Source organism: Paraburkholderia sp. JHI2823 (assembly GCF_038900695.1).
Taxonomy (GTDB): Bacteria; Pseudomonadota; Gammaproteobacteria; order Burkholderiales; family Burkholderiaceae; genus Paraburkholderia; species Paraburkholderia mimosarum.
Map to the genome: position 1 here is coordinate 1 of NZ_JAYMRY010000009.1, position 16,543 is coordinate 16,543.

Annotated in this window: 13 protein-coding genes and 1 pseudogene; 13 read left to right on the top strand and 1 reads right to left on the bottom strand. The window is 65.5% G+C overall.

Translation table 11 applies throughout. From position 1 onward, the window contains the following. Window positions 1-448, bottom strand: a 448-nt coding sequence (locus tag VSR34_RS12430) for a pyridoxal-phosphate dependent enzyme (protein ID WP_342962611.1), incomplete at its 3' end; no start/stop codon positions are given. A 514-nt stretch (window positions 449-962) separates the two neighbouring features. Here VSR34_RS12430 and VSR34_RS12435 point away from each other — a divergent pair. From VSR34_RS12435 to VSR34_RS12495, 13 genes and pseudogenes are all read left to right on the top strand, one after another. Beyond that, window positions 963-5,009 carry an FAD/FMN-binding oxidoreductase gene (locus tag VSR34_RS12435; protein WP_342962612.1) on the top strand — a complete coding sequence of 1,349 codons (4,047 nt, stop codon included), beginning with the start codon at window positions 963-965 and terminating at the stop codon, window positions 5,007-5,009. A gap of 42 nt (window positions 5,010-5,051) precedes the next feature. Then, complete coding sequence (locus tag VSR34_RS12440; protein ID WP_028211837.1) at window positions 5,052-5,477, top strand: HIT family protein; 426 nt, start codon at window positions 5,052-5,054, stop codon at window positions 5,475-5,477. Window positions 5,478-5,550: 73 nt separating this feature from the next. Next, a complete protein-coding gene (locus VSR34_RS12445; protein WP_342962613.1) occupies window positions 5,551-5,964 on the top strand; it encodes a DUF971 domain-containing protein in 414 nt (137 codons plus the stop codon). 91 nt (window positions 5,965-6,055) lie between these two features. After that, complete coding sequence (gene ubiE / locus VSR34_RS12450; RefSeq protein WP_028211835.1) at window positions 6,056-6,787, top strand: bifunctional demethylmenaquinone methyltransferase/2-methoxy-6-polyprenyl-1,4-benzoquinol methylase UbiE; 732 nt, start codon at window positions 6,056-6,058, stop codon at window positions 6,785-6,787. Between the two features lie 36 nt (window positions 6,788-6,823). Further along, a complete protein-coding gene (locus tag VSR34_RS12455; protein ID WP_342962614.1) occupies window positions 6,824-7,855 on the top strand; it encodes a TIM44-like domain-containing protein in 1,032 nt (343 codons plus the stop codon). Between the two features lie 216 nt (window positions 7,856-8,071). Beyond that, window positions 8,072-8,707, top strand: a complete 636-nt coding sequence (locus tag VSR34_RS12460) for an SCP2 sterol-binding domain-containing protein (protein ID WP_028211833.1) — start codon at window positions 8,072-8,074, stop codon at window positions 8,705-8,707. 18 nt (window positions 8,708-8,725) lie between these two features. Then, window positions 8,726-10,303 (top strand): ubiquinone biosynthesis regulatory protein kinase UbiB, encoded by a 1,578-nt coding sequence (gene ubiB, locus VSR34_RS12465; RefSeq protein WP_342962615.1) that lies wholly within the window; start codon window positions 8,726-8,728, stop codon window positions 10,301-10,303. A 41-nt stretch (window positions 10,304-10,344) separates the two neighbouring features. Next, window positions 10,345-10,995, top strand: coding sequence for a methyltransferase domain-containing protein (locus VSR34_RS12470; RefSeq protein ID WP_342962616.1), 651 nt, complete (start codon window positions 10,345-10,347; stop codon window positions 10,993-10,995). A 241-nt stretch (window positions 10,996-11,236) separates the two neighbouring features. Then, the gene (locus VSR34_RS12475; protein ID WP_028211830.1) at window positions 11,237-11,611 is read left to right on the top strand and encodes an FmdB family zinc ribbon protein; all 375 of its coding nucleotides are present in this window, start codon (window positions 11,237-11,239) and stop codon (window positions 11,609-11,611) included. A gap of 88 nt (window positions 11,612-11,699) precedes the next feature. After that, window positions 11,700-12,341 (top strand): DUF502 domain-containing protein, encoded by a 642-nt coding sequence (locus VSR34_RS12480; protein ID WP_028211829.1) that lies wholly within the window; start codon window positions 11,700-11,702, stop codon window positions 12,339-12,341. Between the two features lie 62 nt (window positions 12,342-12,403). Continuing rightward, on the top strand, window positions 12,404-14,209 hold the full coding sequence (gene aspS / locus VSR34_RS12485; RefSeq protein WP_028211828.1) for an aspartate--tRNA ligase: 1,806 nt from the start codon (window positions 12,404-12,406) through the stop codon (window positions 14,207-14,209). A 159-nt stretch (window positions 14,210-14,368) separates the two neighbouring features. Further along, entirely contained in the window at window positions 14,369-14,884 is a 516-nt protein-coding gene (gene nudB, locus VSR34_RS12490; RefSeq protein WP_342962617.1) for a dihydroneopterin triphosphate diphosphatase, read from the top strand. Window positions 14,885-14,976: 92 nt separating this feature from the next. Beyond that, a pseudogene (locus tag VSR34_RS12495) lies at window positions 14,977-16,269 on the top strand (phospholipase D-like domain-containing protein); the annotation flags it as partial. Between the last annotated feature and the right edge of the window lie 274 nt (window positions 16,270-16,543).

Consider the following 16,543-nt stretch of genomic DNA (forward strand, 5'->3'; position numbering starts at 1 on the left):
GATGGACGAAGGTCAGGCCGCGCTCCTCCTGCAGCCGTACGGCGTGGGCGTAGGCGTCGCTGTAGGACTCGCCCGCCTGCACGACCTCGACGGTGGCGCCGCCATGGGCGCGCACCGCATCGACCTTCACTTGCGGCGTGGTGACGGGCACGCAGATCACGGCCTTCACGCCGAGCCTGGCCGCCGAAAGCGCCACGCCCTGCGCGTGATTGCCCGCCGAGGCGGTGATCACGCCGCGCTCGAGCTGCGCGGGCGTGAGATGCGCCATCTTGTTGTAGGCGCCGCGCAGCTTGAAGGAGAACACCGGCTGGTTGTCCTCGCGCTTGAGGAACACCGCGTTGCGCAGGCGCGCCGAGAGGTTCGGGGCGCGTTCGAGTTCTGTCTCCCGGGCGACGTCGTAGACGCGGGCGGTGAGGATTTTCTTCAGGTAATCGTCGTGGGAGGCCATGCGAGGGCGCGCCGTGCGCGGGTTCAGTGCGGGAAAACGTCAATGATATCGCCAACGGCCCGCGCGCTGGCGGCGGGGCAGGCGAGCGGGGTTGGGCGTTTGATGGACATCGGGCCCCCAGCCATGCCGGCCGCCGGTCGGCACAAGTGAATTTTTAGTGTCCGTAGGGCTTCCCGCGCTGCGTCAGCGCGGGTGCGGATCATGCGGTAAAATCCATTTTCGAAACAAGGATCGGAAGATGCACTGGCAACCCCGGACAGCCCATTTGATGCACGCGCGGCGCGAGACCCGCCCCGCGGCGCAGCGGCACGCCCGCCACGCACGATCGTGTCGCTAAGTCCGAGCGCCGGGGAACCATCGGCGTGAGTGTTGCCGCCATGTGCCTCCCCACCCCTTTCGTCCGCTGCCTGCCACAGGCGGATACGATTTCAGAATAGCGCCCCACGCGCCCCGTCAGCATTCGTCGCACCGGCAGAACGCCGTGCGTGGAGCTGGCTCAAAGAGTCGTCCAACCATGAACGCACCTCAAGTTTTCGATCCTCGCGGCGGCGCCGCCGCCGTGGCCGCCGACATCGAACCGCGCTTGCGCGAGATTCCCTATAACTACACGTCCTTTTCGGATCGCGAGATCGTCATCCGCCTGCTTGGCGAAGAGGCCTGGAACGCGCTCGCCGAGCTGCGCGCGGAGCGCCGCACCGGCCGCTCGGCGCGCATGCTTTACGAGGTGCTGGGCGACATCTGGGTCGTGCGCCGCAATCCCTATCTGCAGGACGACCTGCTCGACAACCCGAAGCGCCGCGCGCTGCTGATCGAGGCGCTCAACCACCGCCTCGCCGAAATCGAAAAGCGCCGCCGCGCCGACCTGGTCGAGCATGCCGACGAGGAAGGCGTGAGCCGCGCCGCGCGCGTCGAAACGCTGGTTGCCGCCACGCGCCGCGCCATCGACGCCTTCGCGGGCGAGTTCGACAAGATGGCGGACCTGCGCCGGCGCGCGACGAGGGTGCTCGGCAAGCGCACGGCCAAAGACAACATCCGCTTCGACGGTCTCGCGCGCGTCTCGCACGTGACCGACGCGACCGACTGGCGCGTCGAGTACCCGTTCGTCGTCCTCACGCCCGACACCGAAGCCGAAATCGCGGGCCTGATCAAGGCCTGCTTCGAGCTCGGCCTCACCGTGATTCCGCGCGGAGGCGGCACGGGCTACACGGGCGGCGCGGTGCCGCTCACGCCGTTCTCGGCCGTCATCAACACCGAAAAGCTCGAAGAGCTCGGCCCCGTCGAAATGACCGACCTGCCGGGCGTGAACCGCAAGGTGGCGACCATTTTCTCGGGCGCGGGCGTCGTCACCCGCCGCGTGACCGAGGCCGCCGACGCCGCGGGCTTCGTGTTCGCCGTCGACCCGACCTCGCTCGATGCGTCGTGCATCGGCGGCAACGTCGCGATGAACGCGGGCGGCAAGAAGGCCGTGCTGTGGGGCACGGCGCTCGACAATCTCGCCTGGTGGCGCATGGTCGATCCGCAGGGCAACTGGCTCGAAGTCACGCGCCTCGACCACAATCTCGGCAAGATCCATGACATTCCTGTCGCGCGCTTCGAGCTGAAGTGGTTCGACGGCGAGCACGCGCCGGGCGAAAAGCTGCTGCGCACCGAATGGCTCGATATCGAGGGCAAGCGTTTTCGCAAGGAAGGCCTCGGCAAGGACGTCACCGATAAATTCCTCGCGGGTCTGCCGGGCGTGCAGAAGGAAGGCTGCGACGGGCTCATCACGTCCGCGCGCTGGGTGCTGCACAAGATGCCCGCCCATACGCGCACGGTGTGCCTCGAATTCTTCGGCCAGGCGCGCGAGGCGATCCCGAGCATCGTCGAAATCAAGGACTATCTGTTCGAAACGTCGAAGCAGGGCGGCGCGATTCTCGCGGGTCTGGAGCACCTCGACGAACGCTATCTGCGTGCCGTGGGCTACGCGACCAAGAGCAAGCGCAACGCGTTCCCGAAGATGGTGCTGATCGGCGACATCGTCGGCGACGACGCCGATGCCGTGGCCACCGCGACCTCCGAAGTCATCCGCATGGCCAACGGCAAGAGCGGCGAGGGGTTTGTCGCGGTGTCCGCCGAGGCGCGCAAGCGCTTCTGGCTCGACCGCAGCCGCACGGCCGCCATCGCGAAGCACACCAACGCGTTCAAGATCAACGAAGACGTCGTGATCCCGCTCAATCGCATGGGCGAGTACACGGACGGCATCGAGCGCATCAACATCGAGCTGTCGATCAAGAACAAGCTGCAACTGGTCGACGCGCTCGAAGCGTTCTTCAAGGAAGGGAAGCTGCCGCTCGGCAAGACCGACGACGCGAACGAGATTCCCTCGGCGGAACTGCTCGAAGACCGCGTGCAGCAGGCGCTCGATCTGCTCAAGCGCGTGCGCGAACGCTGGACCTTCGTGGGCGAAAAGCTCGACATGTCGCTGCGCGAGGCGCAGCACTACCTCGTGCAACTGGGCTACGAGGCGCTGGCGGAGAAGTTCGCCGACCGCGTCGACGCGCAGCCGGACGCCAGCGTCTTCCACGTGACCCAGGACCGCACGGTGCGCGTGTCGTGGAAAGAGGAAATTCGCGCGGAACTGCGCCAGATCTTCAACGGCGGCGCGTTCAAGCCGATCCTCGACGAAGCCCAGGCGATCCACAAGAAGGTGCTGCGCGGCCGCGTGTTCGTCGCGCTGCACATGCACGCCGGCGACGGCAACGTGCACACGAACCTGCCGGTCAACTCGGACAACTACGAGATGCTGCAGGACGCGCACCACGCGGTCGCGCGCATCATGAAGCTCGCGCGCTCGCTCGACGGCGTGATTTCGGGCGAGCATGGCATCGGCATCACGAAGCTCGAATTCCTCACCGATGACGAGATCGCCGAGTTCCGCGCCTACAAGCAGCGCGTCGATCCGCAAGGCCGCTTCAATGCGGGCAAGCTGCTCGAAGGCGCCGACCTGCGCAACGCCTACACACCTTCGTTCGGCCTGATGGGCTATGAATCGCTCATCATGCAGCAGTCCGACATCGGCGCGATCGCCGAATCGGTGAAGGACTGCCTGCGCTGCGGCAAGTGCAAGCCGGTATGCGCCACGCACGTGCCGCGCGCGAACCTGCTCTACAGCCCGCGCAACAAGATTCTCGCGACCTCGCTGCTGGTCGAGGCGTTCCTGTACGAAGAGCAGACGCGCCGCGGCGTGTCGATCAAGCACTGGGACGAGTTCAACGACGTGGCCGATCACTGCACGGTCTGCCACAAGTGCGTGACGCCGTGCCCGGTCAAGATCGACTTCGGCGACGTGACGATGAACATGCGCAACCTGCTGCGCAAGATGGGCAAGAAGAAGTTCAACGCGGGCAACGCGGCGGGCATGTTCTTCCTGAACGCCACCAATCCGCAGACCATCAATCTCGCGCGCGAACTGATGATGGGCGTGGGCTACAAGGCGCAGCGCCTCGGCAACGATCTGCTCAAGAAGGTCGTGAAGAAGCAGACGGCGCATCCGCCCGCCACGACCGGCAAGCCGCCCGTGGTCGAGCAGGTGATCCACTTCGTCAACAAGAAGATGCCGGGCAACCTGCCGAAGAAGACGGCGCGCGCGCTGCTCGACATCGAGGACAACAAGATCGTGCCGATCATCCGCAACCCGAAGACGACGAGCGTCGATTCGGAAGCGGTGTTCTACTTCCCGGGCTGCGGCTCGGAGCGTCTGTTCTCGCAGGTGGGCCTCGCCACCCAGGCCATGCTGTGGGAGGCGGGCGTGCAGACCGTGCTGCCGCCGGGCTACCTGTGCTGCGGCTATCCGCAGCGCGGCTCGGGCCAGTACGACAAGGCCGAGAAGATCGTGACCGACAACCGCGTGCTGTTCCATCGGGTCGCGAACACGCTCAACTACCTCGACATCAAGACGGTGGTCGTGTCGTGCGGCACCTGCTACGACCAGCTGGCCGGTTATGAATTCGACAAGATCTTCCCGGGATGCCGCATCATCGACATCCACGAGTTCCTGCTGGAGAAGGGCATCAAGCTCGATGGCGTGACGGGCACGCGCTACATGTACCACGACCCGTGCCACACGCCGATCAAGACGATGGACCCGGTCAAGCTCGTCAATGAACTGATGGGCTCGGAGAAGGACGGCTACCGCATCGAGAAGAACGATCGCTGCTGCGGCGAATCGGGCACGCTGGCCGTCACGCGCCCGGACATTTCGACGCAGGTGCGCTTCCGCAAGGAAGAGGAAATCCGCAAGGGCGCGGCGAAGCTGCGCGGCATTCCGGTCACCGGCAACGGCGCGAACGGGGTGCAGCCGGCTACGCAGCAGGAAGCGGGCGGGCAGGGTACGGCGCAGGACGTCAAGATTCTGACGAGCTGCCCGTCGTGCCTCCAGGGTCTGTCGCGGTACAACGAAGACGCCAACATCGAAGCCGATTACATCGTGGTGGAAATCGCCCGACACGTACTTGGCGAAAACTGGATGGCGGACTACGTTCAGAGCGCGAACAATGGCGGAATCGAGCGCGTGCTGGTCTAATGGCAGCGCTCAATTTTCCGTGAAACCGGTTCGGGGACGACGATGAAATGCGTATTCTGCAATGAGGAAGGCGGCGACGTGCTGTGGCAGGACGAGCGCATGCGCGTCGTGCTCGCGACCGCCGAAGCCGACTATCCCGGCTTCTGCCGGGTCATCTGGAATGAGCATGTCGCCGAGTTCTCGGACCTGGGCGCGGAAGACCGGGAGCATCTGATGCGCGTGGTGTATGCGGTCGAGCGCGCGCTGCGCCGCGTCATGCAGCCTTCGAAGGTGAATCTCGCGAGCCTTGGCAATCAGGTGCCGCATATGCACTGGCATGTGATTCCGCGCTTCACGAACGACGCGCATTTCCCGCTGCCCGTGTGGGCGCCGCGCCAACGCACGGTTTCGGAAGCGATGCTGGGCCAGCGCCGCGCGCAGGCTACGCTGCTGCGCGACGCGGTGCGCCAGGAGATGGACCAGGCCTGAGCAGGCGGCCGGCGGTGGACGGCCAACATGCGCTGATGGTGCGGTCAACACGCGGTCAAACGCAGGAACGAACATGAGTGGACTGAAATCCGATACGCCGGTGCCGACCGGCGTCGTGGTGCACGCCGTCTCGCGCGTGCTCGAACTCCAGTATGCGAATGGCGAGAGCTATCGCGTGCCGTTCGAGCTGATGCGGGTCTATTCGCCTTCGGCGGAGGTGCGCGGCCATGGGCCCGGCCAGGAAACGCTGCAGACCGGCAAGCGCGAGGTGACCATCACGGCGCTCGAGGGTGTCGGCAACTACGCGCTGCAGCCGACGTTTTCGGACGGCCACAACACCGGCATCTATTCGTGGGACCAGCTCTACGAGCTCGCCACGCGGCAGGACGAACTCTGGGCCGATTATTTCGCCAGATTGAAGGCGGCGGGCGTCGAGCGCGACGCCCCCATGGCGCCGCCGCCTGCAGCGCATGGCCACTGCCACTGACGCTTCCTGTTACGATCCTGCCCCGCCGCTCGTCTGACAGACACGGCGCACCCATCACAATAGAACACCCTTCCGCGAAAGGACGAGCGCGATGAGCAAAACCCACTTCGGCTATCAGACAGTCGACGAACAGGACAAGGCGAAGAAGGTGGCCGGCGTGTTTCACTCGGTCGCCTCGAACTACGACCTGATGAACGACCTGATGTCGGGCGGACTGCACCGCGCGTGGAAGGCCTTCACGATCGCGCAGGCGAACATCCGGCCGGGCGCGAAGGTGCTCGATATCGCGGGCGGCACCGGCGATCTGTCGATGGCGTTCGCGAAGAAGGCGGGCCCGACCGGCGAGGTCTGGCATACCGACATCAACGAGTCGATGCTGCGCGTGGGCCGCGACCGTCTCATCGACCGCGGCGTGATCACGCCGGCGCTGTTGTGCGACGCCGAGAAAATTCCCTTCCCCGACAACTACTTCGACGTGGTGACCGTGGCCTTCGGCCTGCGCAACATGACGCACAAGGACGTCGCGCTCGCCGAAATGCGCCGCGTGCTCAAGCCGGGCGGGCGCGTGCTCGTGCTCGAATTCTCGAAGGTCTGGGAGCCGCTCAAGAAGGCGTACGACGTTTATTCGTTCAAGGTGCTGCCGTGGCTGGGCCAGCGTTTCGCCCAGGACGCGGAGAGTTACCAGTACCTCGCGGAGTCGATCCGCATGCATCCCGATCAGGAAACACTCAAGACGATGATGGAACAAGTCGGCCTCGATGCCGTCAAATATTACAATTTGTCAGCTGGCGTGGTAGCCTTACACGTCGGTACAAAGTATTAGTGTTCCCAACTCTCTGTCTTTAAAGGAATTTCCGCTATGTCTGAGCCCCGCATCATTGCTTCCAAAAAGCTTTCAGTCTCGTGGGCCAGACGAATCGGCGTTCTGGCCATCGTCGGCGTGATGGTCGCCGGCAGCCTCGCGTCGTTCGACGCCGAGGCTCGCCGCATGGGTGGCGGCCGCAGCTTCGGCAAGCAGTCGTCAACGGCCACGCAGCGCAGCACGACGCCGCCGCCCGCGCAGCCCAGCCCGACGAATCCCGCGCAGCAAGCCGGCGCCCAGCGCGCGCCGGGCACGCCGGCTCCCACGCCCGCACCCGCACCGGCGCGCAATCGCTGGCTCGGGCCCATCGCGGGCCTCGCGGCCGGTCTCGGCATCGCGGCGCTGCTCTCGCACTTCGGTCTTGGCGAAGCGTTCGCGGGCATGATGGCCAACATGATCGTCATCGCGCTGATCGCCTTCATCGCGATCTGGCTGATCCGCAAGTTCATGAGCCGCCGCCGCGCCGCGGAACCCGCGTACCAGACCGGTGGCGGATATGCCTCGTCGAGCAACCTGAGCCAGTCGTCCGGTGGGTATCAACCGCAGGAGCCGCGCTATACCGCGCCGCCTACGGGGCAGTACCTCGCGCCTGAAGCCAATCCGCTCAGCACGCCGCATATCGATACGCCGCCGGCTGCAGGTGCGTCGATTCCTGCGGGCTTCGACACCGAAGCCTTCCTGCGCAACGCGAAGGTCTACTTCGTGCGTCTGCAGGCCGCGTGGGACGCGGGCAACATGGACGACATCCGCGAGTTCACGACGCCCGAGATGTTCGCCGAAATCCGCGTCGATCTCGCGGGCCGCGGCGCGCAGCCCAACCAGACCGACGTCGTGCAACTCAACGCAGACCTGCTCGGTGTGGAAGATCGCGGCAGCGAATATCTCGCAAGCGTGCGCTTCTCCGGCCTGATCCGCGAAAGCGCGGGCGCGCCGGCCGATCCGTTCGTCGAAATCTGGAATCTCTCGAAGTCGCGCACGTCGGGCGAAGGCTGGCTCCTCGCGGGCATTCAGCAGGTCGAGTCGCACTGAGTCCGCAGGGCGGCCGCGCGCTTCGTGAATTGATTCGGATCATGGAGTGCGGCGTCTGCACGTTGTCCGCCCGTTGTCTACCCGTCACGCCGCCGCCGCGCCACGTCGTATCGGGCAGGGCGGCGGCGCGATCCTGCGGCTCGAACGTTACGCTCGAACGTTACAATAGGAACCCGCCCGGGCTGGTGCCCGTGCGGGTTTTCTTATTTCATGCCGATGACTCTCGCCGCCAAGCCCTTCGCTGCTGCCGTCAATCACCTGCTCGCGCGCGAAACGTGGGCGCGTGAGCGCCTCGCTCCCTATGCCGGCAAGACCGCGCGCCTCACGTGTGAGCCCGTCGTGCTCACGCTGCTGGTGCTGCCGGACGGGTATCTGGGCGCGGTCGAGGACCACGATGCCGGCGGTGTCGATGTCACGCTATCGGTGCCCGCGGGCGCGCTCTCCTCGTTCGTGCAAGGCGGCCAGGCGGCCGTCATGAAGCACGTGAAGATCGAGGGCGATGCCGAGTTCGCGCAAGTCATCGGCAAGCTTGCCGAGCATTTGCGCTGGGAACCCGAAGAGGATCTCGCGAACCTGATTGGCGACGCCCCGGCTTCCCGCATCGCCGCGCTTGCGCGCGCCGCGGGCGAGCAGGCCTGGCGCACGGGGCGCAACGTGCTCGGCTCGGTCACGGAATATCTGCTCGACGAGAATCCGCAACTGGTGCGGCGCGTCGAGCTGGAAGGCTTCAACGAGGAACTGTCGCGCGCACGCGATGCGTTGGCGCGCGTCGAAAAGCGCATCGAGCGGATCGAACAAAAATCACAGGCCAGGGGCGCGAGCCAGAGCGCTGCGCCGCGCGGCTCGCGCTAGTCAACAGGCTTCCCAGACATGCGTTTTCTGCGTTTTCTCAAGATTTTCTTCACCGTCATCCGCTTCGGCCTCGACGAGATGATGTTGAGCCGGATCAACGACCGGCGCGTCGCGCTGCTCCTGCGCATCACGACGATCGGTCGGCGCTTCGACGATCCGCCCGGCGTGCGTCTGCGTCTTGCACTGGAAAGCCTCGGCCCGATCTTCGTCAAGTTCGGCCAGGTGCTGTCTACGCGCCGCGACCTGCTGCCGCCCGACATCGCCAACGAACTCGCCAAGCTGCAGGACCAGGTGCCGCCGTTCGATTCGAACGTGGCGATCGGCCTGATCGAGAAATCGCTGGGCGCGCATGTCGATAAGATTTTCGACGAGTTCGAGCGGGTGCCGGTGGCGAGCGCCTCGATCGCGCAGGTGCACTTCGCGAAGGTGAAGTCGGGCCAGCACGCGGGCAAGCCCGTGGCGGTCAAGGTGCTGCGCCCCAACATGCGCCCGGTGATCGATTCCGACCTCGCGCTCCTGCGCGACCTCGCCGTGTGGGCCGAGCGTCTGTGGGCAGACGGCAAGCGCCTGAAGCCGCGCGAGGTGGTCGCGGAGTTCGACAAGTACCTGCACGACGAGCTCGATCTGATGCGCGAGGCCGCCAACGGCAGCCAGTTGCGCCGCAACTTCGCGGGCCTCGATCTGCTGCTCGTGCCGGAGATGTACTGGGAGTACAGCACACCCAACGTCCTCGTGATGGAGCGCATGGTCGGCGTGCCGATCAGCCAGGTGGACAAGCTGCGCGCGGCCGGGGTGGACATTCCGAAGCTCGCGCGCGAGGGCGTCGAGATCTTCTTCACGCAGGTGTTTCGCGACGGCTTCTTCCACGCGGACATGCACCCCGGCAACATCCAGGTGAGCCTCGATCCCGCGCATTTCGGCCGCTATATCGCGCTCGACTTCGGCATCGTCGGCGCGTTGTCGGATTTCGACAAGAACTACCTCGCGCAGAACTTCCTCGCCTTCTTCAAGCGCGACTATCACCGCGTGGCGACCCTCCACATCGAGTCGGGCTGGGTGCCGCCCCATACGCGCGTGGAAGAGCTGGAAAGCGCGATTCGCGCCGTGTGCGAGCCGTATTTCGACCGCGCGTTGAAGGATATTTCGCTCGGCCAGGTGCTGCTGCGACTGTTCCAGACTTCGCGACGCTTCAACGTGGAAATCCAGCCGCAGCTCGTGCTGCTGCAAAAGACCATGCTCAACGTCGAGGGCCTCGGGCGCTCGCTCGACCCGGAGCTGGATCTCTGGAAAACGGCGAAGCCTTACCTCGAACGCTGGATGACCGAGCAGATCGGCCTGCGCGGCTGGTACGAGCGCTTCAAGATCGAGGCGCCCCAGTGGAGCAAGACGCTGCCGCAACTGCCACGCCTCGTGCATCAGATGCTGCTGCACCGCCAGGAACCGGGCGGACTCGTCAATGACGAGACAATCCGCCAGATGCTCGCCGAGCAACGGCGCACCAACCGGTTGCTGCAGGGCTTGCTGGTGTTCGGCGCAGCGGTGGGCGTGGGCATGGTGGCGGCGCGGGTGTGGCTGGCCTTTGCCTACGGTGGCTGAAATGCGCCGCCAGGACAGCGTACGAGACGAGGAGTGAGACGATGAGCGACCCGACCCTGCCGCCGCAACCGGGCGACGCGCCCGAGTTCGAAACCCGCGATCCGGCGTCGCCCTCGTTCTGGGACGAGCGCTTCGCACGCGGCTTCACGCCGTGGGACCAGGCGGGCGTGCAGCGCGAGTTCGAGGCCTTCGCCGCCGCGCACCCCGAGGCCGCCGTGCTGATTCCGGGCTGCGGCAACGCCTGGGAGGCGCGCTGGCTCGCCGAGCGCGGCCGCGCGGTGCGCGCCATCGATTTCGCGCCGGCTGCGGTCGCGAGCGCGCGCGCGGCGCTGGGCCAGTACGCAGACGTGGTCGAAGAGGCGGACTTTTACACCTACCAGCCGCCGTTCGCACCAGCCTGGGTGTTCGAGCGTGCCTTCCTGTGCGCATTGCCCAAAGCGCAGCGCGCAGCGTACGCGAGGCGCATGGCCGATCTGCTGCAACCGGGCGCGCTGCTCGCGGGCTACTTCTTCATTGGCGAGACACCCAACGGGCCGCCGTTCGCCATCGCGCGTGACGAGCTCGACGCCTTGCTCACGCCGTTCTTCACACTGGTGGACGATCGACCCGTGGCCGACTCGCTGCCCATCTTCGCAGGGCGCGAGCGCTGGCTCGTGTGGCGCCGTCACGACGACGCGCCGCCACGCGCTTGAGCGCTGAGAGGCGCTGGCGAGCGCCTTGCCCGGCAGGCGCGCGGGGCATTAGCCTCCCGGCAGAGCCGCGCGTGCTCTTGATGCGCGCGCGACCCGCCCTCATCTGAACCCGGGCGGCCGCAACCCTCCGACGCTTCCCGCTGGACAGCCAACCCCCGGTAAATGCCAGGGGCGATCCTGGTTTGCGGCTATAATTCAAGGCTTTGCAAGCAATTATCAGATTTTCATCAGGATAGAGATCATGCCGATCTACGCTTATCGCTGCGAGTCGTGCGGCTTCGACAAGGACGTGCTGCAAAAGATTAGCGATGCGCCCCTGACGCAGTGCCCGAGCTGCGGCGCGGACACCTTTCGCAAACAGGTCACGGCCGCCGGCTTTCAGCTGAAAGGTTCGGGCTGGTACGTCACCGATTTCCGTGGCGGCAACAGCGGCGGCAAGAGCGCTGCGGCGACGGGTGCAAAGGACAATGCGGCGGGCGAGAGCGCGGCGTCGTCCGAGAGCGGCAAGCCGGCGGGCGAGAGCGCTGCCAACGGATCAGGCGCAGCGGCTCCCGCGGCGGCGAGCGGCACGGCCAGCAGTGCGCCGAGCGCGCCGAGCCCGGCGGCCTCGACCTGAAAACCCGCGGCGCGATTCCTGCGGATCGCGCCGCGCCATTGCCACGCCGGCATAACCGATGCCGTGTGCGGCCCGCTTGGCGGTGTACATGACGATCAAGAAAGCGACGTTCAAATCGGTATTTCTGACTGGCCTTCTCGTGCTGGTGCCGTTGGCCATCACGCTGTGGGTGCTGAACCTCGTCATCGGCACGATGGATCAGACGCTGTTGCTGCTGCCCGAGTCGTGGCGGCCGGAGCGCATGTTCCACATGCGCCTGCCGGGCCTCGGCGCGGTGCTCACGCTCGCGTTCATCTTCGGCGTGGGTCTGCTCACGCACAACTTCATCGGGCAGAAGCTGGTGGAGTGGTGGAACGTGCTGGTGCGGCGCATTCCCATCGTCGGGCCGCTGTACGGCAGTATCCAGCAGGTTTCCGATACACTGCTTTCGAGCAACGGCAACGCATTTCGCAAGGCACTCCTGATCGAATACCCGCGCAAGGGTTCGTGGACGATCGCGTTTCTCACCGGCATTCCGGGCGGCGACGTGGTCAACCACCTGCAGGAAGATCACGTGAGCGTGTATGTGCCGACTACGCCGAATCCCACGTCGGGCTTTTTCCTGATGGTGCCGAAGAGCGAGGTCGTCGAGCTGGACATGACCGTCGACGCCGCGCTCAAGTATATTGTTTCGATGGGCGTGGTCGCGCCGGCTACCTCTCCACGCCGCCATATCGATCCTCCGCTTTAATACCGGACGACGCGCGCCGCGCGCCGCTCCCGTTCATTCATGCATAACGAAAGACGAACATCATGTCGATGAGATCTGAATACTGCGGTCTGGTGACCGAACAGCTGCTGGGCCAAACTGTTTCGCTGTGCGGATGGGTGCATCGCCGCCGTGACCATGGCGGCGTCATCTTCATCGACCTGCGCGACCGCGAGGGCCTCGTTCAGGTCGTCTGCGATCCCGATCGCGCGGAGATGTTCAAGATCGCCGAAGGCGTGCGCAACGAATTCTGCGTGCAAGTGAAGGGCGTCGTTCGCAATCGTCCGGAAGGCACGGTCAACGCGAACCTCACGAGCGGCAAGATCGAAGTGCTGTGCCACGAGCTCGTGGTGCTCAACGCATCGGTCACGCCGCCGTTCCAGCTCGACGACGACAACCTCTCGGAAACCACGCGTCTCACGCACCGCGTGCTCGACCTGCGCCGTCCGCAGATGCAGCACAACCTGCGCCTGCGCTATCGCGTGACGATGGCCGTGCGCAAGTATCTCGACGCGCTCGGCTTCATCGACATCGAAACGCCGATGCTCACGAAGAGCACGCCGGAAGGCGCGCGCGACTACCTCGTGCCGTCGCGCGTGAACGCGGGGCAGTTCTTCGCACTGCCGCAGTCGCCGCAGCTCTTCAAGCAGCTGCTGATGGTCGCCAACTTCGATCGCTACTATCAGATCGTCAAGTGCTTCCGCGACGAAGACCTGCGCGCCGATCGTCAGCCCGAATTCACGCAGATCGACTGCGAAACGTCGTTCCTCGGCGAGCAGGAAATCCGCGACCTGTTCGAAGACATGGCGCGTCACGTGTTCAAGGAAACGATCGGCGTCGAGCTCGATGCGAAGTTCCCGATCATGCCGTACTCGGAAGCCATGAGCCGCTTCGGCTCGGACAAGCCGGACCTGCGCGTGAAGCTCGAATTCACCGAGCTGACCGACGCCATGAGGGACGTCGATTTCAAGGTGTTCAGCACGCCGGCCAACACGAAGGACGGCCGCGTCGCGGCGCTGCGCGTGCCGAAGGGCGGCGAGCTTTCGCGCGGCGACATCGACGGCTACACCGAGTTCGTGCGGATCTACGGCGCGAAGGGTCTCGCGTGGATCAAGGTCAACGAAGCCGCCAAGGGCCGTGACGGTCTGCAAAGCCCGATCGTCAAGAACCTGCACGACGCCGCGATCGCCGCGATCCTCGAGCGCACCGGCGCGCAGGATGGCGACATCATCTTCTTCGCGGCGGACCGCGCGAAGGTCGTGAACGACAGCCTCGGCGCACTGCGCCTGAAGATCGGCCACTCGGAGTTCGGCAAGGCCAACGGTCTCGTCGAGAAGGGCTGGAAGCCGCTGTGGGTCATCGATTTCCCGATGTTCGAGTACGACGAGGAAGAGAACCGCTACGTGGCCGCGCATCACCCGTTCACGAGCCCGAAGGACGAGCACCTCGAATACCTCGAAACGGATCCGGGCCGCTGCCTCGCCAAGGCCTACGACATGGTGCTGAACGGCTGGGAAATCGGCGGCGGCTCGGTGCGTATCTATCAGGAAGACGTGCAGAGCAAGGTGTTCCGCGCACTCAAGATCGGTCCCGATGAGGCGCGCGCGAAGTTCGGCTTCCTGCTCGACGCGCTGCAGTACGGCGCGCCGCCGCACGGCGGTATCGCTTTCGGTCTCGACCGCATCGTCACGATGATGGCCGGCGCCGACTCGATCCGCGACGTGATCGCGTTCCCGAAGACGCAACGCGCGCAGTGTCTGCTCACGCAGGCGCCGAGCGCGGTGGACGAGAAGCAGCTTCGCGAACTGCACATCCGTCTGCGTCAGCCCGAGCAGAAGACGGCACAGTAAGCAGCGCAGCGCCGGGCGCTCCGCCCCGGTGCCCACCGCGAGCTTTTGCATCGCAACGACAAAAAAGGCGCATCGTGCGCCTTTTTTGCTTTTTGCGTTAAATTACCTTTAGACGCGCCGCAAGCGCGCAGCGCGCGTTCCTCCCCACGCTCCATCGCCATGCAGAAGCCGCCGAAGATTCCGGAATCCGTACTCGTCGTCATCCACACGCCGCAGTTGGAGGTCCTGATCATCGAACGCGCCGACCGGCCCGGCTTCTGGCAGTCCGTCACCGGCTCGAAGGATCGCCTCGACGAGCCATTCGCCGAAACCGCCGTGCGCGAAGTGGCCGAGGAGACGGGGATTGCCGTCGGCACCGATGGTGTGCCGCAGGCGGCGCTGCTCGACTGGCGTCACGAGATCGAGTACGAAATCTATCCCGTCTGGCGGCATCGCTATGCGCCCGGCGTCACGCGCAACACCGAGCACTGGTTCAGCCTGGAAGTGCCCACGGGCACAGTCGTCACGCTCGCGCCGCGCGAGCATACGGCGTATCTGTGGCTGCCTTACGAGGAAGCGGCGGCGAAGTGCTTCTCGTGGTCGAACCGCGAGGCCATCCTTCAGCTACCGTCCCGGCTGCGCGAGGGGCGCAAGCGGCGCGACGGAGATGAAGCGACTCAAGTGAGCGGAACATGAGCGAGACGAGCACCGATCCGGGCATCGAATCGCAGCGCGTCGTGAGGCTGCGCGAGGCGCTCCTCGGTCGGCGCTATCGTTCGCGTTACCGCTTCACCAGCGGCAATGACGTGCGGCTGTTCGGCTCCAGCGCGGATCTCTTCGGCGCGATGATCGCGCGCATCGACGCAGCCACGCGCGACGTCGCACTCGAAACTTACATCTTCTGCGACGACGCCATCGGCCGCTCGCTCTCCGACGCGCTCCTGCGCGCGGCGGCGCGTGGGGTGCGCGTGCGCGTCATCACCGACGGCATCGGCTCGCCGCGCATCGGGCTGTTCGAGGTGTGGCTCGGCGCGGGCGTCGAGCATCGCGTCTACAACCCGCATATCTTCGGGCGGTTCGGCTTTTCGCGCACGCACCGCAAGCTCGCCGTGATCGACGACCAGTTTGCGTATTGTGGCGGCATCAACGTGATCGACGATATCGAGCAGGATGGCCGCAAGCTGCCGTATCCACGCTGGGATTTCGCCGTCGAACTGCACGGCCCCGTCGTCGTCGATGTGCGCCTCGCGATCGAACAGCAGTGGCGGCGCATCCGGCTCGGCTACCGCCCGCCGCTGCCGCAGGCGCTCTCGCCCGGCGTGCCCGCGAGCGCGGGCTTCATGGCGCCGCATCCGACCGGTCACACGGTGGGTCGCCCCACCCAGATCGTGGACGACGCGCTGCGCGCGCTAACGCCCACCGTGCGCTCGCCTCGCACGAGACACTTGTTCACGCGCCTGCGCGAGCGGCTGCGCGCGAGCGTGCGCGACCCGCGCTCGGCGCAGGTGCCGTGCGTGGCCTTCGTCGCGCGCGACAACGTGGTGAACCGGCGCGCCATCGAGAAGGCCTATCTCGACGCCATCGGCGAGGCGCGCAAGGAAGTGCTGCTCGCCAATCCGTACTTCATGCCGGGACGGCGGCTGCGGCGCGCGCTCGTTTCGGCCGCGGAGCGCGGCGTGGCGATCAGGCTTCTCGTCGGACGAAAGGAATTCAAGGTGCTCGACTACGGGGTGCCGTTTCTCTACCACTCGCTGCTCAGTGCGGGCGTGCAGATCGCCGAATACGAGAAAACGATGCTGCACGGCAAGGTGGCCGTCGTCGATTCGAGCTGGGCCACCGTGGGGTCGTCCAACCTCGACGCGCTCAGCCTCGTGCTCAACAACGAGGCGAACGTGCTGCTGGTCGAGCATCCCCAGATCGAGCAACTGCGCGGCGAGATTCTCGCCGCGTTCGGCGACTCCGTGGAAATCGACCGCGCGAGCTACGAAGCGCGGCCGTGGCAAGTGCGCGCCGTGAACTGGCTCGCGTGGGCGTTTTATCGAGCGCTCATGAAGCTCATCACCGTGGGCGGCTACGACTAGAACGGCGAGGCGCGAGAAAGTCGCCAGAAAGCGTCGTCCGAACGATGCGCCTGCCATACGAGTCCCTGCACGTGCAATCGAGAGAATGTCGGCTTGCGCCCGGTGTACGAACCCCGAAAATTAGCGTACCGGTTAGAAATCGGTTTCTAATAAAGTCCTTGTTTCGCGGACGGCTGTCCTCAACAATAGTACGGCCGTTCGATTTAATTCAGGCCCCGATGCAAGCGGTTGACTAGCCGTCGACAGCGACATCGCGGCCGCATCGTTACGGTAA

Bases quoted from the DNA above. Each gene is read 5' to 3' on its own strand.
- VSR34_RS12435 (WP_342962612.1), top strand. From the start codon at position 963: ATGAACGCACCTCAAGTTTTCGATCCTCGCGGCGGCGCCGCCGCCGTG.
- VSR34_RS12440 (WP_028211837.1), top strand. From the start codon at position 5,052: ATGAAATGCGTATTCTGCAATGAGGAAGGCGGCGACGTGCTGTGGCAG.
- VSR34_RS12445 (WP_342962613.1), top strand. From the start codon at position 5,551: ATGAGTGGACTGAAATCCGATACGCCGGTGCCGACCGGCGTCGTGGTG.
- ubiE (WP_028211835.1), top strand. From the start codon at position 6,056: ATGAGCAAAACCCACTTCGGCTATCAGACAGTCGACGAACAGGACAAG.
- VSR34_RS12455 (WP_342962614.1), top strand. From the start codon at position 6,824: ATGTCTGAGCCCCGCATCATTGCTTCCAAAAAGCTTTCAGTCTCGTGG.
- VSR34_RS12460 (WP_028211833.1), top strand. From the start codon at position 8,072: ATGACTCTCGCCGCCAAGCCCTTCGCTGCTGCCGTCAATCACCTGCTC.
- ubiB (WP_342962615.1), top strand. From the start codon at position 8,726: ATGCGTTTTCTGCGTTTTCTCAAGATTTTCTTCACCGTCATCCGCTTC.
- VSR34_RS12470 (WP_342962616.1), top strand. From the start codon at position 10,345: ATGAGCGACCCGACCCTGCCGCCGCAACCGGGCGACGCGCCCGAGTTC.
- VSR34_RS12475 (WP_028211830.1), top strand. From the start codon at position 11,237: ATGCCGATCTACGCTTATCGCTGCGAGTCGTGCGGCTTCGACAAGGAC.
- VSR34_RS12480 (WP_028211829.1), top strand. From the start codon at position 11,700: ATGACGATCAAGAAAGCGACGTTCAAATCGGTATTTCTGACTGGCCTT.
- aspS (WP_028211828.1), top strand. From the start codon at position 12,404: ATGTCGATGAGATCTGAATACTGCGGTCTGGTGACCGAACAGCTGCTG.
- nudB (WP_342962617.1), top strand. From the start codon at position 14,369: ATGCAGAAGCCGCCGAAGATTCCGGAATCCGTACTCGTCGTCATCCAC.